The following is a 24,386-nucleotide window of genomic DNA, read 5'->3' on the forward strand; positions in this document are numbered from 1 at the left end:
AACAGTCATGGCCTTTCACCTCTAACCGGGTGAGCAAACATCAGCGGCAAATCCATTGGGTCTGCCGCTATAACTCAATATCAATATAGGAAAATTAACAAATGGCACAAGCAAGCTACAGCAAGCCAACACAGCGAGAAATTGATCGCGCTGAAACTGATTTACTCATCAACCTGTCAACGCTTACCCAGCGCGGTCTGGCAAAGATGATTGGCTGTCATGAATCGAAGATAAGCAGAACGGACTGGAGGTTTATAGCTTCGGTCTTGTGTGCTTTTGGCATGGCATCAGACATCAGTCCGATTAGCAGAGCTTTTAAGTATGCGCTTGATGAAATCACCAATAAAAAACGCCCGGTGTGCAAGACCGAGCGTTCTAATCAAATCCAGATGGAATTCTGAGGTCATTACTGGATCTATCAACAGGAGTCATTATGACAAATACAGCAAAAATACTCAACTTCGGCAGAGGTAACTTTGCCGGACAGGAGCGTAATGTGGCAGATCTCGATGATGGTTACGCCAGACTATCAAATATGCTGCTTGAGGCTTATTCAGGCGCAGATCTGACCAAGCGACAGTTTAAAGTGCTGCTTGCCATTCTGCGTAAAACCTATGGGTGGAATAAACCAATGGACAGAATCACCGATTCTCAACTTAGCGAGATTACAAAGTTACCTGTCAAACGGTGCAATGAAGCCAAGTTAGAACTCGTCAGAATGAATATTATCAAGCAGCAAGGCGGCATGTTTGGACCAAATAAAAACATCTCAGAATGGTGTATCCCTCAAAACGAGGGAAAATCCCCTAAAACGAGGGATAAAACATCCCTCAAATTGGGGGATTACTATCCCTCAAAACAGGGGGACACAAAAGACACTATTACAAAAGAAAAAAGAAAAGATTATTCGTCCGAGAATTCTGGCGAATCCTCTGACCAGCCAGAAAACGATCTTTCTGTGGTTAAACCGGATGCTGCAATTCAGAGCGGCAGCAAGTGGGGGACAGCAGAAGACCTGACCGCCGCAGAGTGGATGTTTGACATGGTGAAGACCATCGCGCCATCAGCCAGAAAACCGAATTTTGCAGGGTGGGCTAACGATATCCGCCTGATGCGTGAACGTGACGGACGTAACCACCGCGACATGTGCGTGCTGTTCCGCTGGGCATGCCAGGACAACTTCTGGTCCGGTAACGTGCTTAGCCCGGCCAAACTCCGCGACAAGTGGACCCAGCTCGAAATCAACCGTAACAAGCAACAGGCAGGCGTGACAGCCAGCAAACCAAAACTCGACCTGACAAACACTGACTGGATTTACGGGGTGGATTTATGAAAAACATCGCCGCACAGATGGTTAACTTTGACCGTGAGCAGATGCGTCGGATCGCCAACAACATGCCGGAACAGTACGACGAAAAGCCGCAGGTACAGCAGGTAGCGCAGATCATCAACGGTGTGTTCAGCCAGTTACTGGCAACTTTCCCGGCGAGTCTGGCTAACCGTGACCAGAACGAACTGAACGAAATCCGCCGCCAGTGGGTTCTGGCTTTCCGGGAAAACGGGATCACCACAATGGAACAGGTTAACGCAGGAATGCGCGTAGCCCGTCGGCAGAATCGACCATTTCTGCCATCACCCGGGCAGTTTGTTGCATGGTGCCGGGAAGAAGCATCCGTTATCGCCGGACTGCCAAACGTCAGCGAGCTGGTTGATATGGTTTACGAGTATTGCCGGAAGCGAGGCCTGTATCCGGATGCGGAGTCTTATCCGTGGAAATCAAACGCGCACTACTGGCTGGTTACCAACCTGTATCAGAACATGCGGGCCAATGCGCTTACTGATGCGGAATTACGCCGTAAGGCCGCAGATGAGCTTGTCCATATGACTGCGAGAATTAACCGTGGTGAGGCGATCCCTGAACCAGTAAAACAACTTCCTGTCATGGGCGGTAGACCTCTAAATCGTGCACAGGCTCTGGCGAAGATCGCAGAAATCAAAGCTAAGTTCGGACTGAAAGGAGCAAGTGTATGACGGGCAAAGAGGCAATTATTCATTACCTGGGGACGCATAATAGCTTCTGTGCGCCGGACGTTGCCGCGCTAACAGGCGCAACAGTAACCAGCATAAATCAGGCCGCGGCTAAAATGGCACGGGCAGGTCTTCTGGTTATCGAAGGTAAGGTCTGGCGAACGGTGTATTACCGGTTTGCTACCAGGGAAGAACGGGAAAGAAAGATGAGCACGAACCTGATTTTTAAGGAGTGTCGCCAGAGTGCCGCGATGAAACGGGTATTGGCGGTATATGGAGTTAAAAGATGACCATCTACATCACTGAGCTAATAACAGGCCTGCTGGTAATCGCAGGCCTTTTTATTTGGGGGAGAGTAATTGGAGGCTTTAAGAAATGAGTACGATAGCTGAGCTTGTCAGGGCTAATTTTCGTGAAGAGTTGGTGCGTTGGTATCGGTATCGTTCATCGTCAAGTTTGCCGCTTGATGAGTTGTATGAGCATTCACCTGCCGCACGACGCTATCCGCGTGACCGTGTTCTTCGGCGGTTGTTCAGACTCAACAATGAGTTTCAGCGCAACAGAATTATCCGGAACCTGAATTTAAAGTGAAGGAGTGAGCGTGACAAATCAGCAGCAAATAGAGTTCATCCTTGAGCAGATCCGAAAAATGCGAGAAAAGAACCAGCCAGACATGATGGAACTATGGAGACGACAGCAGGAAGAATGCCGCAAGCAGATTTTTGGTGAGAGAAAACGGGATGGATGGAGCCTATAAAAATGGCGTGGCGTTTTGTTAGTTGAGGTGACAATGAAGCAAATATACATACTTCGCAACGAAGCAATCAGAAATAACGCCATAGACGTCATTCTCTCACTACCCATCGACGACAAGTCACCCCACGAAGTCCACGTTAGAGAACCAAAGCGGAGCAATCCTCAAAACCGCCTTATGTGGGCGTTATTGCAGGACGTATCGCGTCAGGTGCTTTGGCATGGAGAGAGACTTGCGCCGGAGGACTGGAAAGACCTGTTCACTGCCCTGTGGCTTAAGACCAAAAAAATGGAGCAAAGAAGTGCGCCTGGTATCGACGGTGGCGTTGTCATGCTTGGCGTGCGTACCAGCAAAATGCGAAAGGCCAGCATGACTGAGCTTATCGAAATCATGTTCTGGTTCGGCTCAGAGCGCAACGTGCGGTGGAGTGATGACTCCCGGCGAGAGTATGAATGGTCACAACGAAAAGGGAGAGCTGCATGACTATCAAATCAAATACGCCAGCACACGACAAGGACTGCTGGCAAACGCCGCTTTGGCTTTTTGATGCACTGGATATTGAGTTTGGATTCTGGCTGGATTCGGCAGCGAGCGACAAAAATGCTCTGTGTGCTCACTGGCTAACTGAGGCCGACGACGCGCTCAATTCTGAGTGGGTAAGCCACGGTGCAATCTGGAATAACCCACCGTACAGCAATATCAGGCCGTGGGTGGAAAAAGCCGCTGAGCAGTGCATACAACAGCGACAGACGGTAGTGATGCTTGTGCCAGAGGATATGTCAGTCGGATGGTTCAGCAAGGCTCTGGAGAGTGTTGACGAAGTTCGTATTATCACTGATGGACGGATTAATTTTATCGAACCATCGACAGGGCTGGAGAAGAAGGGAAACAGCAAAGGTTCCATGCTGCTGATTTGGCGACCGTTCATCAGTCCTCGACGGATGTTTACTACCGTATCCAAAGCGGCATTGATGGCGATCGGGCAGGGCGTCAGGAGGGCGGCATGAGGCGACAGCGACGAAGTTTCACCGACATCATCTGCGAAAACTGCAAATACCTTCCAACGAAGCGCTCCAGAAATAAACGCAAGCCAATCCCAAAAGAATCTGACGTAAAAACCTTCAACTACACGGCTCACCTGTGGGATATCCGGTGGCTTAGAGAACGTGCGAGGAAAACAAGGTGATTGACCAAAATCGAAGTTACGAACAAGGAAGTGTCGAGCGAGCTTTAACGTGCGCTAACTGCGGTCAGAAGCTGCATGTGCTGGAAGTTCACGTGTGTGAGCACTGCTGCGCAGAACTGATGAGCGATCCGAATAGCTCGATGCACGAGGAAGAAGACGATGGCTAAACCAGCGCGAAGACGATGTAAAAACGATGAATGTCGGGAATGGTTTCACCCTGCATTCGCCAATCAGTGGTGGTGCTCTCCAGAGTGTGGAACCAAGATAGCACTCGAACGACGAAGCAAAGAACGCGAAAAAGCGGAAAAGGCAGCAGAGAAGAAACGACGACGAGAGGAGCAGAAACAGAAAGATAAACTTAAGATTCGAAAACTCGCCTTAAAGCCCCGCAGTTACTGGATTAAACAAGCCCAACAAGCCGTAAACGCCTTCATCAGAGAAAGAGACCGCGACTTACCATGTATCTCGTGCGGAACGCTCACGTCTGCTCAGTGGGATGCCGGGCATTACCGGACAACTGCTGCGGCGCCTCAACTCCGATTTGATGAACGCAATATTCACAAGCAATGCGTGGTGTGCAACCAACATAAAAGCGGAAATCTCGTTCCGTATCGCGTCGAACTGATTAACCGCATCGGGCAGGAAGCAGTAGACGAAATCGAATCAAACCATAACCGCCATCGCTGGACTGTCGAAGAGTGCAGGACCATCAAGGCGGAGTATCAACAGAAACTTAAAAAACTGCGAAACAGCAGAAGTGAGGCTGCATGAATATCTACGAAAGAATTGATGGCAGCAAATACCGAAATATTTGGGTAGTTGGCGATCTGCACGGATGCTACACGAACCTGATGAACAAACTGGATACGATTGGATTCGACAACAAAAAAGACCTGCTTATCTCGGTGGGCGATTTGGTTGATCGTGGTGCAGAGAACGTTGAATGCCTGGAATTAATCACATTCCCCTGGTTCAGAGCTGTACGTGGAAACCATGAGCAAATGATGATTGATGGCTTATCAGAGCGTGGAAACGTTAATCACTGGCTGCTTAATGGCGGTGGCTGGTTCTTTAATCTCGATTACGACAAAGAAATTCTGGCTAAAGCTCTTGCCCATAAAGCAGAAGAACTTCCGTTAATCATCGAACTGGTGAGTAAAGGTAAAAAATATGTCATCTGCCACGCCGATTATCCTTGTGACGAATACAAATTTGGAAAGCCAGTTGATCATCAGCAGGTAATCTGGAACCGCGAACGAATCAGCAACTCACAAGACGGGATCGTGAAAGAAATTAAAGGCGCGGACACGTTTATCTTTGGTCATACGCCAGCAGTGAAACCACTCAAATTTGCCAACCAGATGTATATCGATACTGGGGCAGTGTTCTGCGGAAATCTCACATTGATTCAGGTACAGGGAGAAGGCGCGTGGGCATAAGAGAACTAAACCTCACCAAAGAACAGCATGAGTGGCTGAATGGCTGGCTTGAACTGTGGGGCGCATGGGTTTATTCAGGTCGTCTGGAAAAGCGCATGAGCAGCGTAATAGCGAAGTTCATGGAGAGCGTAGAGCCGGGAAGAGTTATGACAAGGCCAATGTGTAATGATGATGATGGAATGTTGATTTCTCAGGTCGTCGATTCCGTCATGTACATTGACAAGAAAGCCTTTGGAATCCTCCTCAGCTACTACGCTCATGGCTCTTCCAAGCACGCCATTGCATCTTACTATCATCGCGTCGCAAGACCTCGCAAGATGTTATGCCGTGGCGGCGGGCGCATTCAAAAACCATCGCTCGCAACCTGTCGACGGGAAGTTGACGAAATCCTTAATGCCTCGTTGTTTATGATTTACCCGGTTCTGGATAGTGCGTTTAAAAATCGGAAACGTGTAGAGAAAATTAAACATGTAGCATAGAACGTGTTGACATCATTGAGCAAATGAGCAACACTATTGGCATAAGCTGCCGTTAGTGACTCTTAAGTTGCAACGGTGGCTTTTTTTATTTGGGTCAGTCGCATAAAGGTCATTACGGAAGGCTGTTAACCTTCTTATCGTGGTTCGAGTCCACGCTGTCCCGCCAAATATGCTGGTTTAGCTCCAATGGTAGAGCAGTCGCCTTGTAAGCGAATGGGTAGCGGTTCAAGTCCGTTAACCAGCACCATAACTGAGCCGTAGCCACTGGCTATTCTGAATTCATCAGTGATAGTTATGCTGCGGCCTTCTTTTTTCCCCTTCCCAATATAAGAACTACGCAATCCGTTACTGGCGGAGGCGTTGCTATGAAATCAATGGACAAAATCTCAACTGGCATTGCCTACGGAACATCCGCTGGTAGTGCGGGATACTGGTTTTTACAGTGGTTGGATCAGGTCAGTCCATCACAGTGGGCTGCGATTGGAGTGCTTGGAAGCCTTGTGTTGGGCTTTCTCACCTATCTGACAAATCTGTACTTCAAAATCAGAGAAGACAGAAGAAAGGCTGCGAGAGGTGAATAATGCCTCCATCATTACGAAAAGCTGTTGCAGCTGCTATTGGTGGCGGGGCTATTGCTATAGCATCAGTGCTAATCACTGGCCCAAGTGGTAACGATGGTCTGGAAGGTGTGAGACATAATCCTTACAAAGACATAGTTGGTGTATGGACTGTATGTTACGGGCATACAGGAAAAGACATCATTCCCGGTAAAACGTATACCGAAGCAGAATGCAAAGCCCTCCTGAATAAAGACCTTGCCACGGTCGCCAGACAAATTAACCCGTACATCAAAGTCGATATACCGGAAACAACGCGCGGCGCTCTTTACTCGTTCGTTTACAACGTGGGTGCAGGCAATTTCAGAACATCGACGCTTCTTCGCAAAATCAACCAGGGTGATATCAAAGGTGCGTGTGACCAGCTACGTCGCTGGACATACGCTGGCGGTAAGCAATGGAAAGGGCTGATGACCCGTCGTGATATTGAGCGTGAAGTCTGTTTGTGGGGGCAGCAATGAGCAGGTTAACCGCGATTATCTCCGCTCTGATTATCAGCATCATCGTCTGCCTGTCATGGGCTGTTAATCATTACCGTGATAACGCCATCGCCTACAAAGAGCAGCGCGATAAGGCCGCATCCACAATCGCTGACATGCAGAAGCGTCAACGTGATGTAGCAGAACTTGACGCCAGATACACAAAGGAGCTTGCTGATGCTAACGCGACTATCGAAAGTCTCCGTGCTGATGTTTCTGCTGGTCGTAAGCGCCTGCAAGTCGCCGCCACCTGTGCAAAGTCAACGACCGGAGCCAGCAGCATGGGCGATGGAGAAAGCCCAAGACTTACAGCAGATGCTGAACTCAATTATTACCGTCTCCGAAGTGGAATCGACAAGATAACCGCGCAGGTTAACTACCTGCAGGAGTACATCAGGACTCAGTGCTTGAAATAATTTTTTTGCAAATCACAAAGTCCATTTAATGAGCCTCGCGATGCGGGGCTTTTTTATGTCCGCAGTAAACGCGCTTCACACGCGCGACTTATGAACACAGAACCTTTCAGGATGACCCTTGAGGATGCCGGTTTGGTAATCGGTGCCTTTCTGTGGGCCGGAATCCTGTGTGACAAGGTTCATCACTAAAAGGTAATTACCGATGAATTATCCAACTATCGTTGACGGCATTGATTTCAAAGAACTGGTTTTTATTACCAACAATGACCCTGTCACCGATTCATTTATGGTGGCGAAAGCATTTCGTAAGCGACATGACAACGTTGTGCGTGATGTAGAAAGAACTATCGCTGCTTGTCCTGAAGAGTTTGATACAAAACTCAATTTTGAGGTTTGCTATAAAAACAATGAGTTACAGAATGGTAAGCCACAAAAATTCTATCGGCTACGTAAGGATGGGTTGATGCTTTTGGTTATGTCCTACACCAAAAAAGAAGCAATGCGTATCAAAATTGCTTACATCAACGCATTCAACTGGATGTACGCCATGCTTCAGGTTGGTCATCGTCAATTTGAAGAAGAGAGAAATGCCGTAATGCTGGAGTACATGAAAGAGAAGGATGTTGCCAGCATGTCAGGTCGCCTGCTTAATCGCTGGGGAAAAATTAAGAAGCCTCAGCTAATGGCGAGAATTGAACGCCTTGAACAGCACGGGCAAACCGTAATCCCCGGACTCACTAATTAACAGCAGTACCACGAAGCAACCCAAGCCAGTAAGTGGGGAAATAACACTGGCAGCCACTGAAAGATGAACCTCCTGCCTTATGGCAAAAAAGATTCTTTGTGGTGGCGGACTGATGGAAAGACATCGGTTATTGCAGAGGCCATTCAATGAGTGGTCTCGACAATGGCTTATACCCTACACGGGATAACTTAACTGACATCCCTTTTAACGGATAAACGGAGCCAACAATAGCAGAGATTATTCCCATGACTGAAGAACAGAAATTCCAGTTAGAGATTTATAAACTGGTCATGAACCAGAACGCAGCAGCCGAGGAAGCATTTCAATTCATTGGTACTGACGAGCTGAAGCTTGAGCTATTCAAAATTCACTTCCAGTCAGGCGGCGCTAATTCAGATATCACGACCCGCACAATCGAAGCGGTGCGTAAATCGAAGGAAGCGTTAGACCTGTTCACTACCGGAACATGATGTGAGCCGCGTAATCAATTTGGGTAAGGAGAAGAAATTCCCAATTACTCAAGAGCTATATGAGCGGCTGGAAAGCGTCATTCATGATTACGATGGTGAAATCAGTTTATGTGAGGCGATTGGCACACTCGAATTGCTGAAGCAGTCACTGATTGAAGGCGCGAAAGAGTCCTCAACCTGAAATGACAACTAAGTGAGATGAATATGGCAGCACCAAAGGGCAACCGATTTTGGGAGGCCCGCAGTAGTCATGGGCGAAACCCTAAATTCGAATCGCCTGAGGCGCTGTGGGCTGCTTGTTGTGAATACTTCGAGTGGGTGGAAGCTAACCCGCTATGGGAGATGAAGGCGTTCTCGTATCAGGGTGAAGTGATACAAGAGCCTATCGCCAAGATGCGAGCGATGACCATTACCGGCCTCACTCTGTTCATTGATGTGACGCTTGAAACATGGCGCACATATCGCCTGCGAGAAGATTTATCTGAAGTCGTTACGCGAGCAGAACAGGTCATCTACGACCAGAAATTCTCTGGCGCTGCCGCTGACCTTCTCAACGCTAACATCATCGCCCGTGATTTGGGCCTCAAAGAGCAGTCGCAAGTTGAAGACGTGACACCTGATAAGGGAGATCGCGATAAGCGGCGCTCTCGTATCAAGGAGCTATTCAACCGTGGAACTGGACGCGATTCTTGATAACCTGAGCGACGAAGAGCAAATCGAATTGCTCGAGCTACTCGAAGAAGAAGATAACTACCGGAACACACACCTGCTATATGAATTTACGCCATACAGCAAACAGCGTGAGTTCATCGACGCCGGACATGACTATCCAGAGCGATGTTTTATGGCTGGTAACCAGCTTGGTAAGTCATTTACTGGTGCTGCTGAAGTCGCGTTTCACCTTACAGGGCGTTATCCGGGCACAAAAGGCTATCCTGCTGATGGTAAATATGGCGGTGAGTGGAAAGGTAAGCGTTTCTATGAGCCTGTTGTCTTCTGGATTGGCGGCGAGACAAACGAGACGGTAACCAAAACGACTCAACGCATCCTGTGCGGTCGTATTGAAGAGAATGATGAACCGGGCTACGGTTCAATACCGAAAGAGGACATCATTAGCTGGAAGAAGTCTCCTTTCTTTCCGAACCTTGTTGATCATCTTCTGGTTAAGCATCACACGGCTGATGGCGTTGAAGATGGCATTTCAATCTGCTACTTCAAGCCATACTCGCAAGGCCGTGCTCGCTGGCAGGGTGACACAATCCACGGCGTGTGGTTTGACGAAGAGCCACCATACAGCATTTATGGCGAAGGTCTTACCCGTACCAACAAATACGGGCAATTCTCAATTCTGACGTTTACCCCGCTGATGGGGATGTCTGACGTTGTTACCAAGTTCCTGAAGAATCCCAGCAAGTCGCAGAAAGTGGTCAACATGACCATCTATGACGCTGAGCACTACACCGACGAGCAGAAAGAGCAAATCATCGCATCCTATCCTGAGCATGAGAGAGAGGCGCGTGCTCGCGGTATTCCTACGATGGGTAGCGGGCGAATCTTCCAGATACCGGAAGAGACGATTAAGTGTCAGCCGTTTGAGTGCCCTGATCACTTCTACGTAATTGGCGGGATGGATTTCGGATGGGATCACCCGCAGGCGCAGGTTCAGCTTTGGTGGGATAAGGACGCAGACACAATATACGTTTCACGCGTGTGGAAGGCGAAAGAAAAGACAGCCGTTCAGGCGTGGGGAGCTGTTAAATCATGGGCGCATAAAGTGCCAACCGCATGGCCTCATGACGGAAACCAGCATGAGAAGGGCGGTGGTGAGCAGCTCAAAGGGCAGTATGCAGACGCTGGATTTATGATGTTGCAGGAGCATGCGACATGGCCTGATGGCGGTAATGCTGTTGAGCCTGGCATCACTGAATTGCGAGACATGATGCTCGATGGTCGCTTCAAAGTATTCAACACCTGTGAGCCATTCTTTGAGGAGTTCCGCCTCTATCACCGTGATGAAAACGGGAAGATCGTCAAGCTTAACGACGACGTGCTATCCGCCGTTCGCTATGCATACATGATGCGCCGCTTCGCAAAAATGATGCGCGACATCAAAAAACCAAAAGAGAAAAAGATACCAGCCCCAATCAGGCCCATCGCACGGAGAACTTAAATGGCCGACGAAAACAGACTCAATTCCATTCTGTGTAAGTTTGACGCAGACTGGATGGCGAGCGATGAAGCCAGAACCGAGGCGACAAATGACCTGTATTTTAGCCGAGTGTCGCAATGGGATGACTGGCTATCAAACTACACCACCCTGCAGTATCGCGGACAATTCGATGTTGTCCGCCCGGTTGTCAGGAAGTTGGTCGCAGAGATGCGCCGGAACCCTATCGACGTTCTCTTCCGACCAAAAGACGGTGCTAATCCTGATGCTGCCGATGTGCTGATGGGGATGTATCGTACTGATATGCGCCATAACACGGCAAAAATTGCCGTTAACGTTGGCGTTCGTGAGCAGATAGAGTCCGGCGTTGGTGCATGGCGTCTGGTCACGCAGTACGAAGACAACGATCCAACAAGCAACAATCAGGTAATCCGACGCCTGCCAATCCATGAGGCCTGCTCACACGTCATATGGGACGCAAACAGCAAGCAGATGGATAAGAGCGACGCTAAGCACTGCACGGTGATTAACGCTTTGTCACGTAATGGCTGGAAAGAGTTCGCAGAGGATTACGGTATTGATCCTGACACGCTGCCATCTTTCCAGAATCCGAACGATACATGGCTGTTTCCGTGGGTATCGAATGATGTCGTCTACGTCGCTGAGTATTACGAGGTCGAAGAGAAGAAAGAGAAGGTCTTCATCTACCGCGACCCGCTGACAGGTGAGCCGGTCAGCTATTACCAGCAAGATATCAAAGACGTCATCGACGACCTGGCTAATCGTGGATTCATTAAGGTAGCAGAGCGCAAGGTGAAGCGTCGGCGTGTGTATAAGTCGATCATCACTTGCACGCAGATACTGAAAGACCGCGAGAAGATAGCCGGAGAGCATATTCCAATCGTTCCAGTGTATGGCGAATGGTCATTCGCTGGTGACAAGGAGTGCTACGAAGGAGTGGTAAGGCTGACGAAAGACGGTCAGCGCCTTCGTAACATGATCATGTCATTCAACGCCGATATTGTTGCTCGTTCACCGAAGAAGAAACCGATCTTCTTCCCTGAGCAAATCGAAGGCTACGAATACATGTACGGTGGAAATGATGACTATCCGTACTATCTGCAGAACAAGACCGATGAAAACGGTAACGACCTGCCGATTGGTCCAATCTCCTACATGGAAAACCCTGAAGTGCCGCAAGCCAACGCTTACATGCTTGAGGCTGCCACCAACGCAGTGAAAGAGGTGGCTAGTCTTGGCGTTGATGCGCAGGCGGCAAATGGTCAGGTCGCTTTCGATACCGTCAATCAACTGAACATGCGGGCAGACCTTGAGACATACGTGTTTCAGGATAACCTGGCTACCGCAATGCGACGTGATGGCGAGATTTATGCCTCAATGGTCAACGATATTTATGACGTTCCTCGCCATGTAACGCTGACTCTTGAAGACGGAAGCGAGAAAGACGTTCAACTCTACGCGCAAGTTGTAGATTACCAGTCCGGTAATGTGGTCACACTCAACGACATTCGCGGTCGCTATGAGTGCTATACAGATGTTGGACCATCCTTCCAGAGTATGAAGGAACAGAACCGCGCAGAGATTCAGGAGTTACTCACCAAGGTTCCACAAGGTACTCCAGAGTTCCAGATGCTGATGCTGCAATACTTCACGCTGCTTGACGGTAAAGGCGTCGAGATGATGCGAGAGTACGCGAACAAGCAACTGGTGATGATGGGGCTGAAGAAACCAGAAACACCTGAAGAGATGGAGATGGTACAGCAGGCTCAACAGCAGCCGCAGCAGCCATCAGCAGAGCAAATTCAGGCGCAGGGTATCCTTCTGCAAGGTCAGGCTGAATTGCTCAAGGCAGAGAACCAACAGGCGCAGATTCAGGTTGAAGCTGCCAAGGTTGAAGCACAAAACCAACTCAACGCCGCGAAGATTGCGGAAATCTTCAACAATATGGACCTCGACAAGCAGGCAGAACTGCGTGAGTACCTCAAGCTCGTAGGTCAATTCCAGCAACAGCGCAGCAAAGATGCTCGTGCTAACGCTGAGCTGCTTCTTAAAGATGCAGACCAGACTCATTCACAACGCATGGATTTCGCGAATCTTATGCGTCAAGTTCAAATCCCCTCCGGCGGAGTAGCCGAGACACCTCAATAAGAGAGAGTTAACCATGGACCAAACCACCGACATTCAGGCTTCTGAAGAATTAACCCTGCCCGGCAATCATGCAGCGGCATCTGCTGATGGCTTCGTTGTCGATAATGCCAACGACATCGCAGGTCAGGAAGAAGGCTTCGAGATTGTCCTGAAAGACGATGAGAAACCAAAACAAGACCCGGCAACTAATGCTGAATTTGCCCGTCGCCGCATCGAACGCAAACGCCAGCGTGAGCTTGAGCAGCAGATGGAAGCGGTTAAGCGTGGAGAGTTGCCGGAGCACCTGCGGGTGAACCCTGAGTTACCAAAACAACCAGACCCTAACGATTATCTTTCCGAAGACGCACTGGCTAAGTACGACTATGACCAGAGCCGCGCACTGGCTGCCTTCCAGCAGGCAAACAGTGAATGGCAGATCAAGGCTATGGACGCACGAAGCCAGGCTGTCGCCGAGCAGGGCCGCAAAACTCAGGAGTTCACCCAGCAATCAGCGCAATACGTCGAGGCAGCCCGTAAGCACTACGACGCAGCGGAAAAGCTCAATATCCCTGACTATCAGGAGAAAGAGGACGCATTCATGCAACTGGTGCCGCCAGCAGTCGGTGCCGATATCATGCGTCTCTTCCCGGAGAAATCCGCTGCTCTCATGTATCACCTTGGTGCTAATCCTGAGAAAACACGCCAGTTGCTGGCGATGGACGGGCAATCCGCGCTGATTGAACTCACTCGACTGTCAGAACGTTTAACTCTCAAGCCTCGAGCCAAGCCTGTTTCAGAAGCCCCGTTACCTGATGAACCCATTCAGGGACACGCTGTTGCTGCAAATATCTCTGCGATTGAAAAGCAGATGGAAGCGGCAGCAAACAAAGGGGATGTAGAGACGTACCGCAAGCTCAAGGCGCAACTGAATAAAGGAATTCGATAATGGCATTAAATGAAGGTCAACTGGTCACGTATGCTCTGGATGAAATCATCGAAACCGTCCAGAACCTGACGCCAATGGCGTCCAAAGTGACAAAATACACCCCTCCGGCAGAATCCATGCAGCGTTCAAGCAACACCGTGTGGATGCCTGTTGAGCAGGAAGCGCCAACCCAGACTGGCTGGGATTTAACTGACAACGCAACCGGGATTCTGGAACTCTCCGTGAAATGCAACATGGGCGACCCGGATAACGATTTTTTCGAGCTTCGTGCAGATGACCTGCGTGATGAGCGTTCTTACCGTCGCCGCATCCAGGCATCCGCCAAAAAACTGGCGAATAACATTGAGTCAGCGATTGCCAAACAGGCAACTGAAATGGGCTCGCTTGTTGTTCACGATACCCGCGCAATTGGTCCATCTACTGGCCTGTCTGGCTGGGATTTTGTGTCTGATGCAGAGCGCCTGATGTTCTCCCGTGAGCTAAACCGCGATATGGGCATCAGTTACTTCCTGAACCCTGACGATTACCGCAAAGCAGGCCGCAACCTGGTAGATGGTGACATCTTTGGGCGCGTTCCTGAAGAAGCGTATCGTAACGGTACTATTCAGCGTCAGATTGCTGGCTTTGATGAAATTCTTCGCTCACCGAAACTTCCGGCAGTTACCAAGTCAACCGCTACTGGTGTAACTGTTTCTGGTGCGCAGAAGTTTAAGCCGCAGGCATACACCCTTGATACCGATGGTAACAAAGAGAACGTCGACAACCGTGTTGCAACGGTGACCGTATCATCTACCACCGGATTTAAGCGCGGCGACAAAATCAGCTTCACTGGTGTGAAATTCCTATCTCAGATGGCGAAGAACGTGCTGACTGATGATGCTACTTTCTCAATCACCCGAGTGATCGATAGTACTCACATCGAAATCACGCCGAAGCCGATTGCGCTGGATGACGCGTCACTGACAAAAGAAGAGAAGGCTTACGCTAACGTAAACACCTCTCTTGCTGATACCACTCCGGTAAACGTTCTGAACGTGGCAACAACCACCGCTAACGTGTTCTGGGCTGATGACTCAATCCGTCTGCTGTCTCAGCCGATCCCGGTAACCCATGAACTGTTTGCTGGCATGAAAACGTCTTCCTTCAGCATTCCTGGTATTGGTGTTAACGGCATCTTCGCAACGCAGGGTGATATCAACACTCTGTCTGGTAAGTGCCGTATTGCTGTGTGGTATTCAGCATGTGCTGTACGACCAGAGGCAATTGGTGTTGGTCTGCCTAATCAGACCGCGTGATAACCAGAGGGAGCTTCGGCTCCCTTTTTATCTGGAGACAAGCATGACACACATGATCTTTCGTCATGGAGACATGAAGAAATGGAAAGGCGTTGGATACGACTTTGAAATCGTGAAAGCCGAAGAGCTTCAGGAATATCTGGATGCTGGCTGGTTTTCACATCCTGATGACCTTTTGAAGGATGTTGCAGAGCCAGAGCTAGAAGAAAAACAGCGTAAAAAGCCTGGTCGAAAACCTAAGGCGGCAGCAGATGAACCTGACAACGAAGGGTGATTTAGTCCTTGCAGCATTACGTAAGCTCGGTGTTGCATCAAATGCCACGTTAACCGATGTCGAACCGCAGTCTATGGAAGACGGCGTCAACGACCTTGAAATGATGATGGCTGAATGGCTTGGCGGTGATGTGTCACCTGGTATCAACGTTGGCTACATTTTTGCTGATGCAGATGTCGCTCCGGATCCGGGCGATGAGCACGGTTTATCAAATAACGCTATCAATGCCGTCATTTTCAACCTTGCCTGCCGCATTGCTCCGGATTATGCGCTGGAATCGTCAGCAAAACTTATAACCACTGCCAGATACGGGAAAGAGCGACTCGTCAAACTGTCTGCAATGGACAGAGCAAAAGCCGCTAAATGTAAGTCCGGTTATCTAAACCGTATGCCTGTTGGTAGCGGTAATCAGTTGGCGAAGTGGAACGGTTGGAATTACTTCCACCGAAAGGAACCTTGTGATAACGGGAGCGAATAAATGCCGATTCAGCAACTTCCGCTTATGAAAGGTGTCGGCAAAGACTTTCGAAACGCTGACTATATCGACTATTTGCCAGTGAATATGCTGGCTACACCCAAAGAAATCCTCAACAGCAGCGGATATCTTCGCTCATTCCCGGGCATTGCCAAACGTTCTGATGTGAACGGCGTATCGCGCGGCGTCGAGTACAACATGGCGCAGAATGCTGTTTATCGTGTGTGTGGTGGCAAGCTGTACAAAGGCGAAAGTGAAGTCGGTGACGTCGCCGGAAGTGGTCGTGTATCAATGGCGCATGGTCGGACATCACAGGCGGTAGGTGTTAATGGTCAACTGGTCGAGTATCGCTATGATGGCACGGTTAAAACCGTCTCAAACTGGCCTACAGACAGCGGATTCACGCAGTATGAGTTAGGCTCAGTCCGCGATATTACGCGCTTACGTGGGCGTTATGCGTGGTCAAAAGACGGCACTGATTCATGGTTTATCACTGACCTTGAAGACGAATCGCATCCTGACCGTTACAGCGCACAATATCGTGCCGAGTCTCAGCCGGACGGCATCATCGGTATCGGGACATGGCGAGACTTCATCGTCTGCTTTGGTTCATCGACTATTGAATATTTCTCCCTGACTGGCGCAACCACCGTTGGTGCTGCTTTGTATGTCGCACAGCCATCACTGATGGTGCAAAAAGGCATCGCCGGGACTTACTGCAAAACGCCGTTTGCTGATTCGTATGCGTTCATCAGCAATCCGGCAACGGGTGCGCCGTCTGTGTATATCATCGGCTCCGGTCAGGTGTCACCAATTGCCAGCGCGAGCATTGAGAAAATCCTCCGCTCCTACACTGCTGATGAACTGGCTGATGGTGTGATGGAATCGCTGCGGTTTGATGCTCATGAGTTGCTGATTATCCACCTTCCTCGCCATGTTCTCGTGTACGACGCATCTTCAAGCGCCAATGGTCCGCAATGGTGTGTACTGAAAACAGGCTTGTATGACGATGTGTACCGCGCTATCGACTTCATTTACGAAGGAAATCAGATAACGTGCGGCGATAAGCTGGAATCGGTGACCGGGAAATTGCAGTTCGATATCAGCAGCCAGTACGACAAGCAGCAGGAACACCTGCTGTTTACTCCGTTGTTCAAAGCGGATAACGCCAGAGTGTTTGACTTTGAGGTTGAATCGTCAACTGGCGTTGCGCAGTACGCCGACCGCCTTTTTCTCTCTGCAACCACTGACGGCATCAATTACGGGCGTGAGCAGATGATTGAGCAGAATGAACCGTTCGTTTACGACAAACGCGTTTTGTGGAAGCGCGTCGGGCGAATAAGGAAAAATGTCGGCTTCAAATTGCGCGTTATCACTAAGTCACCTGTCACTCTGTCAGGCTGCCAGATAAGGATCGAGTAATGGCTGATTCGAATCTCAATGAGCCGGTAATCATTCAGGCTACACGACTCGACACATCAGTCCTTCCACGCAATATCTTCTCGCAGTCATATCTGCTGTACGTTATCGCACAGGGTGCTGATGTTGGTAACGTGGCTAACAAGGCCAACGAAGCAGGGAAGGGGGCTTATGATGCACAGGTGAAGAATGATGAGCAGGATGTCACCCTTGCAGACCATGAATCAAGAATTGCTGCTGCTGAAGCAATTCTCGTCAATCATGAACATAGAATCGCAGCAGCGGAAAGCACTCTTGCAGATCATGAAACAAGGATTACGGCTGCCGAAACAGAGCTGGCTGATCACGAGACGCGAATTGCTGCCAATGAATCTGAGTTAGCAAACCATGATGCGCGAATAACTCAGAATACAACCGATATCAACGCACTTGATACCAGGCTCACAGCGGCAGAGGGAAGTATTTCGACGCTACAAAGCACAGTTGGTGATCACTCAACAAGAATATCTGCGCTTGAGTATGCCACCACGCGCAAGAAGTCAGAGGTCGTTTACTCAGGAGTATCGGTAACCATTCCAACAGCGCCGACCAACCTTGTTAGCCTGCTGAAAACGCTCACGCCGTCATCCGGGACGTTGGCACCATTCTTCGACACCGTTAACAACAAGATGGTTGTTTTCAACGACAACAAAACCCTGTTCTTCAAGCTGTCGATTGTCGGGACGTGGCCCAGCGGAACCGCCAACAGGTCAATGCAGCTAACCTTTTCCGGCTCTGTTCCTGACACGTTGGTAAGCAGTCGTAACTCGGCGACAACAACCGATAACATCCTGTTAGCTACGTTCTTCAGCGTGGATAAAGACGGCTTTCTTGCCACAAATGGCAGCACGTTAACCATTCAGTCAAATGGTGCGGCGTTTACTGCCACAACCATCAAGATAATCGCGGAGCAGTGATGATTCAGTTCAAACCAACGCGAAACATCGACCTGATAGAAGCCGTAGGAAATCACCCTGACATTATTGCCGGGAGCAACAACGGTGATGGATACGACTACAAACCTGATTGCCGTTACTTTGAGGTGAACGTGCACGGGCAGTTCGGCGGCATTGTTTACTATCAGGAGATTCAGCCGCTGACATTCGATTGCCACGCCATGTACCTGCCAGAGATTCGCGGCTTCAGCAAGGAAATCGGGCTGGCGTTCTGGCGATACATTCTGACTAACACCACCGTTCAGTGCGTCACATCGTTCGCTGCGCGCAAATTCCGCCACGGTCAGATGTATTGCGCAATGATTGGCCTTAAGCGTGTAGGAACCATCAAGAAATACTTCAAAGGCGTGGATGACGTGACGTTTTACAGCGCGACACGCGAAGAACTAATCGACTTCCTGAATCACAGGAGATAGCCATGTTATATGCATTTAAGCTGGGCAGAAAACTGCGTGGCGAGGAACCTTATTACCCTGAAAAAGGCGGGAAAGGTGGCAGTTCTGATAAAAGCGCAAAGTATGCAGCAGAAGCTCAGAAGTATGCCGCAGACCTGCAAAATCAGCAGTTCAACACCATCATGAATAACCTGAAGCCGTTTACTCCTCTGGCTGAGAAGTATGTCGGCAGCCTCGAGAACTTATCGTCTCTGGAGGGGCAAGGTCAGGCACTTAACCAGTATTACAACTCTCAGCAGTATAAAGACCTTTCAGGTCAGGCTCGCTATCAGAGTCTTGCGGCAGCGGAAGCAACAGGTGGATTGGGTTCCACCGCAACCAGTAATCAGTTAGCAACAATCGCACCAACGCTTGGTCAGCAATGGCTATCTGGACAAATGAACAATTACAACAACCTGGCAAATATCGGTCTTGGCGCTCTTCAGGGTCAGGCAAACGCCGGGCAAACATATGCCAACAACATGAGTCAGATTTCACAGCAAAGCGCGGCGCTGGCTGCGGCAAACGCCAACCGACCGTCAGCATTGCAGCAGGGGGTTAGTGGTGCTGCATCCGGTGCGCTTTTGGGTGGTGGCATAGCCAGTGCTCTCGAGCTATCAACTCCGTGGGGTGCTGGTATCGGTGCAGGTCTTGGTCTGCTTGGCTCGTTGTTTTAAGGGGTAATCAATGGCTACGTGGCAACAGGGTATTAATTCTGGTGGTTTTCTGGCTGGCATCGGTACGCAAAATGAGAATGCGCCAAAGGCAAGCGACATTAACGCAACGCTTGGTCTGATCCGCGAAAACAATGAACTGGCTCGCTCAGGTGCAAATAACGTTGGTCTGACCGCGTTACGTGGTCTGGCTGGAGTTGCTGATATTTACAATCAGGAACAGCAACAGAAAGCGATTAGTGCGTTCAATAAGGTTCATGCTGATGCATGGGCTTCTGGTGATCCATCGGGACTATTTAAGTTTGCCCAGGAAAATCCAGCGTTTGTTGCACAGGCACAACAGGCGTTTTCCGGTCTTAATGAGCAGCAACGCAACGATATGGGCGATTTAGCCATGAGGGCTAACGTCGCTCTTTCTCAGGGACCGGAAGCCTACAGTAAATTCATTACTGATAACAAGGACAGGTTAAATCGCGTGGGGGCGAATGCTGACTGGATGATTCAGACAGGTATCCAGAATCCAGAGCAGCTATCACACATGCTGACTACTATGTCTCTCGGTGCACTTGGGCCAGAAAAGGCGTTTGCTGTTCAGGATAAGATGGTTGGTCGCCAGCAGGAGCAGCAAAGAATTAACGAAACCATTCGCAATAATGACATGACGAATGCGAGGGCTATTAGAGGGCAGGATCTTTCCTATAAGGCTCAAATGGCAAGACTGAATCACGACAAGTATGTGTTTAAGCAGTCACAGGCGGCCCTTGAAAGAGCAGGACAACTTCAGGATATGGATGTTTTGTCTCTTAACTCACAGATAGCAGCGACGGGAATTGATCCGCTAACCGGTAAAGCTGCAACGTCAGCCAGAATGTCTCAGGCTAAGAGATGGCTTGATGGCAACAATAATTACAACAATGCGTTAATTACTGGTGAGCGAGGGATAGAGAAAATTGATTCTTTGCTTGGTAAGAAGGAGCTTGAAGGTATTGGTCGCTTCGAAGGAAGAAATATAGATGGCTTCACAAGTGCTGAAGGGCTTGCAAACCGTAATGCGATAGAAGAATTAAAGTCGGGGGCGTTTGTCCAGAACGTGCAGACTATGCGAGGTATGGGTAGCCTCTCCAATGCTGAAGGCCAAAAACTGGAAAACCTGATCGCGAAACTCGATATAACACAGCCTGAAGAGGTCGTCAGAAAACAGTTATCTGAAATCCGATCGCAATATTCTGTATTTCAAAAGGTTGCAGCAAGGGAGGCTGAATCAATGGGATATAGTTCATCAGGTTATGACACATATGTTAGTGAGCGAAAATCAGGAAGCGACAGCAATAAGTCCGGTTTCTCGTCTTTATGGGGTGATTAATGGCTAAAGCATGGAAAGATGTTATCGATTCTCCACAGTATCAGGCGTTAACTGAAGAACAGAAAGCACAGGCTCAAGCGCAATATTTTGATGAGGTTATTGCCCCTAAGGCTGGTGACAAATGGGCTGAAGCAAGAGATCAGTTTTATGCAGCATACCCTCCGCCTCAGCAGCAGAAAGAAGAACCATCATTGATGCAACAAGCTGGCGACTGGCTCACTGGTGGTCAAAGCGCAGGGCAAATTGCAGAACAGGCTGGTCGTGGTCTGGTAAACATACCATTTGACGTATTGCAGGGCGGAGCAAGTCTGATTAATGCAATCAGTCAGGGGCTTGGTGGACCCAAGGTTTTGGATGATGTTTATCGCCCTGTCGATCGACCGACAGACCCTTGGGCGCAAGCCGGTGAAACATTTGGTGGGTATCTCCTGCCAATTGGCACAGCGGCAAAAGTTGCTGGAGCGCCAGCAAAGCTCGCTGGAGATATCGGTTCCGCAGGAAACATGATTGCAGGCTCTCTTGCTGATGCTGCAAATCAGGAGGGCGATTTTGCACAAAATGCTGCCATTAACGGTGGTATCAATATTGGTGCTCAGGGGATACTTTCTGGGGCTGGAAGGCTCTTAACCTCTAAATCACCTCAAGTTCTTGGTGGCGGGGCAATAAATTCCGCTGCTGATGTTTCGAAAATGGCAAAGTCTGGTACAGGAAGAGAGATTATTGCCAGTCAGTCAGCTAACGTGTCAGACGAAATAGCAAAAGCAGCAGATACTGCTGGAATAGATATCAACGCATTAACTCCTGGCATGAGATCAGGTAGTCGTGGTCTTGCTCAGGCGGAGGGGATTCTGGCGTCAAAGCCCGGAATTACACAGGATGCACACACCAAAGCATTCAGTGAAATAGAGTCGAAATTTAACTCAGCATTGGATGAGTTTGGGGCTGAAGCAGGAACTGCATCAGAAAAAAGTGCAGCCATAAAACAAAGGGTTTTGGCAAGTATTGATAAAATGAAAAATTCAGAAGATGCCGCATGGGATAGCGTCCGCTCCACGATGCCTGACGCAAAGGCCAGAATGTCAAACCTGAACGCTACAATTCAGGGTGATATTTTGGCTGGTATGCCGCTAACTCCTGAGATGAAACAATTTGCATCTGCTTATGCTAAAACTGGTAAAAAAGGAATCACGTTTGATGCCATGAAGGCATGGCGAAGTAAACTTGCTGACGCAGAGCAGAAGTATATAAAGTCTGGTGAGGCAAATACGGCAAGGCGCATGGCTGAGCTTCGTGATGCAGCAACGGAAGATATGCGCATAATGGCTCAAAATGGCGGTTTTCTTGATGACTGGCAAAAAGCTAATGACCTGTCAAAGGCAAGATTTACAGCACAAGAACAGGCTGAATCAGCGTTTGGTAGAGACCTTGCAACTGATCAGTTGGTAACTAATGGCTCTAAGGCGTTACAGGGTTCAGCAAAAAGTGGAACAGGTCAGTTCCATAAAATAATAAGCGCCCTACCTGAGTCAGAACGCGCGCCAGCAATTGCATCAATATTACAAGATGCAATGTCGCAAGGGGTACGCGGAGGTAAGTCTGAAGAGGCTGGAATTAAGCATATCGCGACTATTCTTACCCCACAAAACGTGAAGGCAATTAGTCGATATTCTCCAGAACTTGGCAGGATTACAAGTTCATACGGAGAACTTGCACGAGCAGCAACAAAGCCACTTCGATATGTTGAACAGACAGGGCGATCTATGCCAGCCATTAGCACTCTTGAGAATGGCCTTCATCCAGTTTTAGAGAGCGCATTGTCTGGCGCTTTTAGAACTACTGGCACTATCGCAGGGTTCTCTGGAGGAGGCGTTATTGGAGCAATAGCGGGTGGCGCTGCAGGTGGAGCAATTGATGCAATGGCAAAAGGAGCGATAGCGAAATTATCCGCAACTAGAAGCGGTCGTTACGCTATTGAAAAGGCTGTTCAAGAGGCAACAAAGGCCGTTAAGGTTGGGGCAAGTGATGGTGCATTAGCGTCGGCGGAACGCAGATTTATGGCAAATAAGGCCGCCGTAAAAGCAATACGCGAGGCACTAGGAAACGAAGAGTTCCAGCGTTTAGCAAGAGCTGGAATTGTGGCATCACTAAGCGGAATGGCACAGGAGTAATTAGTCATCCATGGATGGATTGAGCTTATCTCGTGTTGATGTGGCAATTTTCCCAACATTTTTCAACCAAGATTTTAAGAAGGATATGTCGTCCTTAATATCATGAATATCCTCATTCTTTATACGATCAACCTTATCTTCTAGGCTCTCTATAGAACGCTCAATGCTAGACAGAGAGATTTTTAAGTCTCCTTGATCACGTTCCAGTGAGGATTTGAGAGCACAATATTCGTTTTCTAGAATTCCTATTTTTTTTGTTAGAGAGTGCATTCGATACTCATACACCAAACCAGAAACGACTAATGCAGCCAACAGAAACCATTCAAGCACACCAACCTCCTTAGTTTTGAGCAGGATACCATGAAAAAAGTTAACATTGGAAACGTACCAAAGATGCTCGTTCCGCTCTTTGAGAGCGGTACAATTGTGTTTTGTAGAGACTTTCCAGAATGGCAACGCCTGCATCAAAAACTTGGTGTGGACGTGCAGGACTCGGATGCCAACGGAGCGTCTCATACAATGAGCAGCGAGAATGGTGTTTTGCATGTGATAGGCGTGTTCAATGGCAAACTATCTACTATTGCCCATGAGTGCGCTCACATGGCATTCGATATCTGCTCAAGGGTCGGTGTTGATGTTGAACCAGGAAGAGCCAACGAGACTTACTGCTACTTAATGAGCAGGCTTGTTGAGTTCTGCGAGCGACATATCAAAAAGCCGGAGTGACCCGGCTTGATTATTACTTTTTGCTGTCTGGAGTTCGCTTATCTAATACCCAGCCATGACCTGGCTTTGTTGTTGGTGGAAGCCTTTCGTTGTCCTTGACGGTGGCAAAATTGTCTTTCTTACCGCCGCGCGGGCCAACTTCTTGGTATATTCCGCCGTTTTTTCCTGTGTTTTCACCTGGTTTTTTCGCCATGATATACCTCAACATACACCCGTTATTGGGCGATTAAATATTGATCTCATTTTATAAGTAGTCAATATGGCCCAGGTAAATGCAAAAATTAACCCACCGTCAGGTGGGTTTTTTGTACAAATCCTTCAGCGTATCAAACACCATCTTCTTAACAAGGTCGGACTGCTCATCAGCGATGCGTTCCGCATCGTCTCGATAGCCTGAAATTTTGGATGGCCTTGATACAGCATCAGTCACTATCTGAACTAATTCTGAATTAAGAGAGCGGCCATTGGATTTGGCTCGCTGTTTTAGTTTTTCCTTTAATTCGTAAGGTAGCCGCAGATTAAATTGCGGGTCATCTCTTCCCATTCTTGATGCCTCGCTTTTGTGAGTGAATCGGCATCTTATTATCTGCTGGTTGCATCCTCAATAAGACCACAGTGATCCTTTGTTTGATTAAAAATGCATCACTGCGGCAATGCTGCGGCGATTCCTTCTATCTGGAGCAAATTAA

At 48.9% G+C, this 24,386-nt stretch carries 36 protein-coding genes and 2 tRNA genes; 35 read left to right on the forward strand and 3 right to left on the reverse strand.

Annotated elements, in window-relative coordinates; all coding sequences use genetic code 11:
* The first annotated feature begins 101 nt into the window (after positions 1-101).
* From LG381_RS12990 to LG381_RS13155, 34 genes are all read left to right on the forward strand, one after another.
* Positions 102-401, forward strand: coding sequence for a CII family transcriptional regulator (locus tag LG381_RS12990; protein ID WP_000035951.1), 300 nt, complete (start codon positions 102-104; stop codon positions 399-401).
* 32 nt (positions 402-433) lie between these two features.
* Complete coding sequence (locus LG381_RS12995) at positions 434-1,333, forward strand: replication protein (RefSeq protein WP_225762516.1); 900 nt, start codon at positions 434-436, stop codon at positions 1,331-1,333.
* Entirely contained in the window at positions 1,330-2,031 is a 702-nt protein-coding gene (locus LG381_RS13000; RefSeq protein ID WP_000788877.1) for a replication protein P, read from the forward strand. The genes LG381_RS12995 and LG381_RS13000 overlap by 4 nt, the downstream gene beginning before the upstream one ends.
* Positions 2,028-2,318 carry a hypothetical protein gene (locus tag LG381_RS13005; RefSeq protein ID WP_000145937.1) on the forward strand — a complete coding sequence of 97 codons (291 nt, stop codon included), beginning with the start codon at positions 2,028-2,030 and terminating at the stop codon, positions 2,316-2,318. Before LG381_RS13000 ends, LG381_RS13005 begins: the two co-directional genes overlap by 4 nt.
* 85 nt (positions 2,319-2,403) lie before the next feature.
* Entirely contained in the window at positions 2,404-2,619 is a 216-nt protein-coding gene (locus LG381_RS13010) for a hypothetical protein (RefSeq protein WP_063091162.1), read from the forward strand.
* Positions 2,620-2,629: 10 nt separating this feature from the next.
* Positions 2,630-2,785, forward strand: a complete 156-nt coding sequence (locus LG381_RS13015) for a hypothetical protein (protein ID WP_165370864.1) — start codon at positions 2,630-2,632, stop codon at positions 2,783-2,785.
* 33 nt (positions 2,786-2,818) lie between these two features.
* Entirely contained in the window at positions 2,819-3,265 is a 447-nt protein-coding gene (locus tag LG381_RS13020; protein WP_111981937.1) for a recombination protein NinB, read from the forward strand.
* Entirely contained in the window at positions 3,262-3,789 is a 528-nt protein-coding gene (locus LG381_RS13025) for a phage N-6-adenine-methyltransferase (RefSeq protein ID WP_000153280.1), read from the forward strand. Before LG381_RS13020 ends, LG381_RS13025 begins: the two co-directional genes overlap by 4 nt.
* Positions 3,786-3,968, forward strand: coding sequence for a NinE family protein (locus tag LG381_RS13030; protein WP_016063117.1), 183 nt, complete (start codon positions 3,786-3,788; stop codon positions 3,966-3,968). Before LG381_RS13025 ends, LG381_RS13030 begins: the two co-directional genes overlap by 4 nt.
* A complete protein-coding gene (locus tag LG381_RS13035) occupies positions 3,965-4,135 on the forward strand; it encodes a protein NinF (RefSeq protein WP_000567007.1) in 171 nt (56 codons plus the stop codon). The genes LG381_RS13030 and LG381_RS13035 overlap by 4 nt, the downstream gene beginning before the upstream one ends.
* Positions 4,128-4,739, forward strand: coding sequence for a recombination protein NinG (locus LG381_RS13040; RefSeq protein ID WP_021552626.1), 612 nt, complete (start codon positions 4,128-4,130; stop codon positions 4,737-4,739). The genes LG381_RS13035 and LG381_RS13040 overlap by 8 nt, the downstream gene beginning before the upstream one ends.
* Positions 4,736-5,407 (forward strand): serine/threonine protein phosphatase, encoded by a 672-nt coding sequence (locus LG381_RS13045; protein WP_096216536.1) that lies wholly within the window; start codon positions 4,736-4,738, stop codon positions 5,405-5,407. The genes LG381_RS13040 and LG381_RS13045 overlap by 4 nt, the downstream gene beginning before the upstream one ends.
* Positions 5,398-5,886 carry an antiterminator Q family protein gene (locus tag LG381_RS13050; protein ID WP_000512806.1) on the forward strand — a complete coding sequence of 163 codons (489 nt, stop codon included), beginning with the start codon at positions 5,398-5,400 and terminating at the stop codon, positions 5,884-5,886. The genes LG381_RS13045 and LG381_RS13050 overlap by 10 nt, the downstream gene beginning before the upstream one ends.
* Before the next feature lie 91 nt (positions 5,887-5,977).
* Positions 5,978-6,052: transfer RNA gene (locus tag LG381_RS13055), tRNA-Asn, on the forward strand.
* 5 nt (positions 6,053-6,057) lie between these two features.
* Positions 6,058-6,133, forward strand: a tRNA-Thr gene (locus LG381_RS13060).
* A gap of 118 nt (positions 6,134-6,251) precedes the next feature.
* The gene (locus LG381_RS13065) at positions 6,252-6,467 is read left to right on the forward strand and encodes a class II holin family protein (protein WP_000839574.1); all 216 of its coding nucleotides are present in this window, start codon (positions 6,252-6,254) and stop codon (positions 6,465-6,467) included.
* Positions 6,467-6,964, forward strand: coding sequence for a lysozyme RrrD (gene rrrD, locus LG381_RS13070; RefSeq protein ID WP_021572769.1), 498 nt, complete (start codon positions 6,467-6,469; stop codon positions 6,962-6,964). Before LG381_RS13065 ends, rrrD begins: the two co-directional genes overlap by 1 nt.
* Positions 6,961-7,398 (forward strand): lysis protein, encoded by a 438-nt coding sequence (locus LG381_RS13075; protein ID WP_192521137.1) that lies wholly within the window; start codon positions 6,961-6,963, stop codon positions 7,396-7,398. The genes rrrD and LG381_RS13075 overlap by 4 nt, the downstream gene beginning before the upstream one ends.
* Positions 7,399-7,600: 202 nt before the next feature.
* Entirely contained in the window at positions 7,601-8,143 is a 543-nt protein-coding gene (locus LG381_RS13080; RefSeq protein ID WP_001531189.1) for a Rha family transcriptional regulator, read from the forward strand.
* Positions 8,144-8,370: 227 nt separating this feature from the next.
* Complete coding sequence (locus LG381_RS13085; protein WP_016242494.1) at positions 8,371-8,613, forward strand: DUF2560 family protein; 243 nt, start codon at positions 8,371-8,373, stop codon at positions 8,611-8,613.
* 1 nt (position 8,614) lies between these two features.
* Positions 8,615-8,794, forward strand: a complete 180-nt coding sequence (locus LG381_RS13090) for a hypothetical protein (RefSeq protein ID WP_015966864.1) — start codon at positions 8,615-8,617, stop codon at positions 8,792-8,794.
* 23 nt (positions 8,795-8,817) lie between these two features.
* Entirely contained in the window at positions 8,818-9,306 is a 489-nt protein-coding gene (locus tag LG381_RS13095) for a DNA-packaging protein (RefSeq protein ID WP_000729922.1), read from the forward strand.
* On the forward strand, positions 9,284-10,783 hold the full coding sequence (locus tag LG381_RS13100; protein WP_021560247.1) for a terminase family protein: 1,500 nt from the start codon (positions 9,284-9,286) through the stop codon (positions 10,781-10,783). Before LG381_RS13095 ends, LG381_RS13100 begins: the two co-directional genes overlap by 23 nt.
* Entirely contained in the window at positions 10,784-12,949 is a 2,166-nt protein-coding gene (locus tag LG381_RS13105; protein WP_021560246.1) for a portal protein, read from the forward strand.
* 13 nt (positions 12,950-12,962) lie between these two features.
* Complete coding sequence (locus tag LG381_RS13110; protein WP_021560245.1) at positions 12,963-13,874, forward strand: scaffolding protein; 912 nt, start codon at positions 12,963-12,965, stop codon at positions 13,872-13,874.
* Positions 13,874-15,169, forward strand: coding sequence for a P22 phage major capsid protein family protein (locus LG381_RS13115; protein WP_225762517.1), 1,296 nt, complete (start codon positions 13,874-13,876; stop codon positions 15,167-15,169). Before LG381_RS13110 ends, LG381_RS13115 begins: the two co-directional genes overlap by 1 nt.
* 43 nt (positions 15,170-15,212) lie before the next feature.
* The gene (locus tag LG381_RS13120; protein WP_021560243.1) at positions 15,213-15,443 is read left to right on the forward strand and encodes a hypothetical protein; all 231 of its coding nucleotides are present in this window, start codon (positions 15,213-15,215) and stop codon (positions 15,441-15,443) included.
* Positions 15,421-15,921 (forward strand): packaged DNA stabilization gp4 family protein, encoded by a 501-nt coding sequence (locus tag LG381_RS13125; RefSeq protein ID WP_225762518.1) that lies wholly within the window; start codon positions 15,421-15,423, stop codon positions 15,919-15,921. Before LG381_RS13120 ends, LG381_RS13125 begins: the two co-directional genes overlap by 23 nt.
* Positions 15,922-17,340, forward strand: coding sequence for a packaged DNA stabilization protein gp10 (locus tag LG381_RS13130; RefSeq protein ID WP_001122388.1), 1,419 nt, complete (start codon positions 15,922-15,924; stop codon positions 17,338-17,340). It begins immediately after the preceding gene.
* The gene (locus LG381_RS13135; RefSeq protein ID WP_225762519.1) at positions 17,340-18,293 is read left to right on the forward strand and encodes a tail needle knob protein; all 954 of its coding nucleotides are present in this window, start codon (positions 17,340-17,342) and stop codon (positions 18,291-18,293) included. Before LG381_RS13130 ends, LG381_RS13135 begins: the two co-directional genes overlap by 1 nt.
* Positions 18,293-18,748, forward strand: coding sequence for a DUF2824 family protein (locus LG381_RS13140; RefSeq protein ID WP_021560239.1), 456 nt, complete (start codon positions 18,293-18,295; stop codon positions 18,746-18,748). The genes LG381_RS13135 and LG381_RS13140 overlap by 1 nt, the downstream gene beginning before the upstream one ends.
* A gap of 2 nt (positions 18,749-18,750) precedes the next feature.
* Complete coding sequence (locus LG381_RS13145) at positions 18,751-19,443, forward strand: DNA transfer protein (RefSeq protein ID WP_137544060.1); 693 nt, start codon at positions 18,751-18,753, stop codon at positions 19,441-19,443.
* 10 nt (positions 19,444-19,453) lie between these two features.
* Positions 19,454-20,803: a DNA transfer protein gene (locus tag LG381_RS13150; protein ID WP_033803101.1), complete on the forward strand. Its 1,350-nt coding sequence runs from the start codon at positions 19,454-19,456 to the stop codon at positions 20,801-20,803.
* Positions 20,803-22,971, forward strand: a complete 2,169-nt coding sequence (locus LG381_RS13155; protein ID WP_225762520.1) for a DNA transfer protein — start codon at positions 20,803-20,805, stop codon at positions 22,969-22,971. Before LG381_RS13150 ends, LG381_RS13155 begins: the two co-directional genes overlap by 1 nt.
* Here LG381_RS13155 and LG381_RS13160 read toward each other — a convergent pair whose 3' ends face one another.
* The gene (locus tag LG381_RS13160; protein ID WP_001555387.1) at positions 22,972-23,301 is read right to left on the reverse strand and encodes a hypothetical protein; all 330 of its coding nucleotides are present in this window, start codon (positions 23,299-23,301) and stop codon (positions 22,972-22,974) included.
* A 30-nt stretch (positions 23,302-23,331) separates the two neighbouring features.
* Here LG381_RS13160 and LG381_RS13165 point away from each other — a divergent pair, with 30 nt between their 5' ends.
* Positions 23,332-23,697, forward strand: coding sequence for a hypothetical protein (locus LG381_RS13165; protein WP_000757526.1), 366 nt, complete (start codon positions 23,332-23,334; stop codon positions 23,695-23,697).
* Between the two features lie 13 nt (positions 23,698-23,710).
* Here the strand turns inward: LG381_RS13165 and LG381_RS13170 are convergent, their stop codons facing one another.
* Both LG381_RS13170 and LG381_RS13175 read right to left on the reverse strand, forming a co-directional pair.
* Positions 23,711-23,890: a hypothetical protein gene (locus LG381_RS13170; protein WP_001085430.1), complete on the reverse strand. Its 180-nt coding sequence runs from the start codon at positions 23,888-23,890 to the stop codon at positions 23,711-23,713.
* A 99-nt stretch (positions 23,891-23,989) separates the two neighbouring features.
* Positions 23,990-24,241 carry an Arc family DNA-binding protein gene (locus LG381_RS13175; protein WP_059332727.1) on the reverse strand — a complete coding sequence of 84 codons (252 nt, stop codon included), beginning with the start codon at positions 24,239-24,241 and terminating at the stop codon, positions 23,990-23,992.
* Positions 24,242-24,386: the final 145 nt, after the last annotated feature.

Source organism: Escherichia sp. Marseille-Q3837, from assembly GCF_916618735.1.
Lineage (GTDB): Bacteria > Pseudomonadota > Gammaproteobacteria > Enterobacterales > Enterobacteriaceae > Escherichia > Escherichia ruysiae.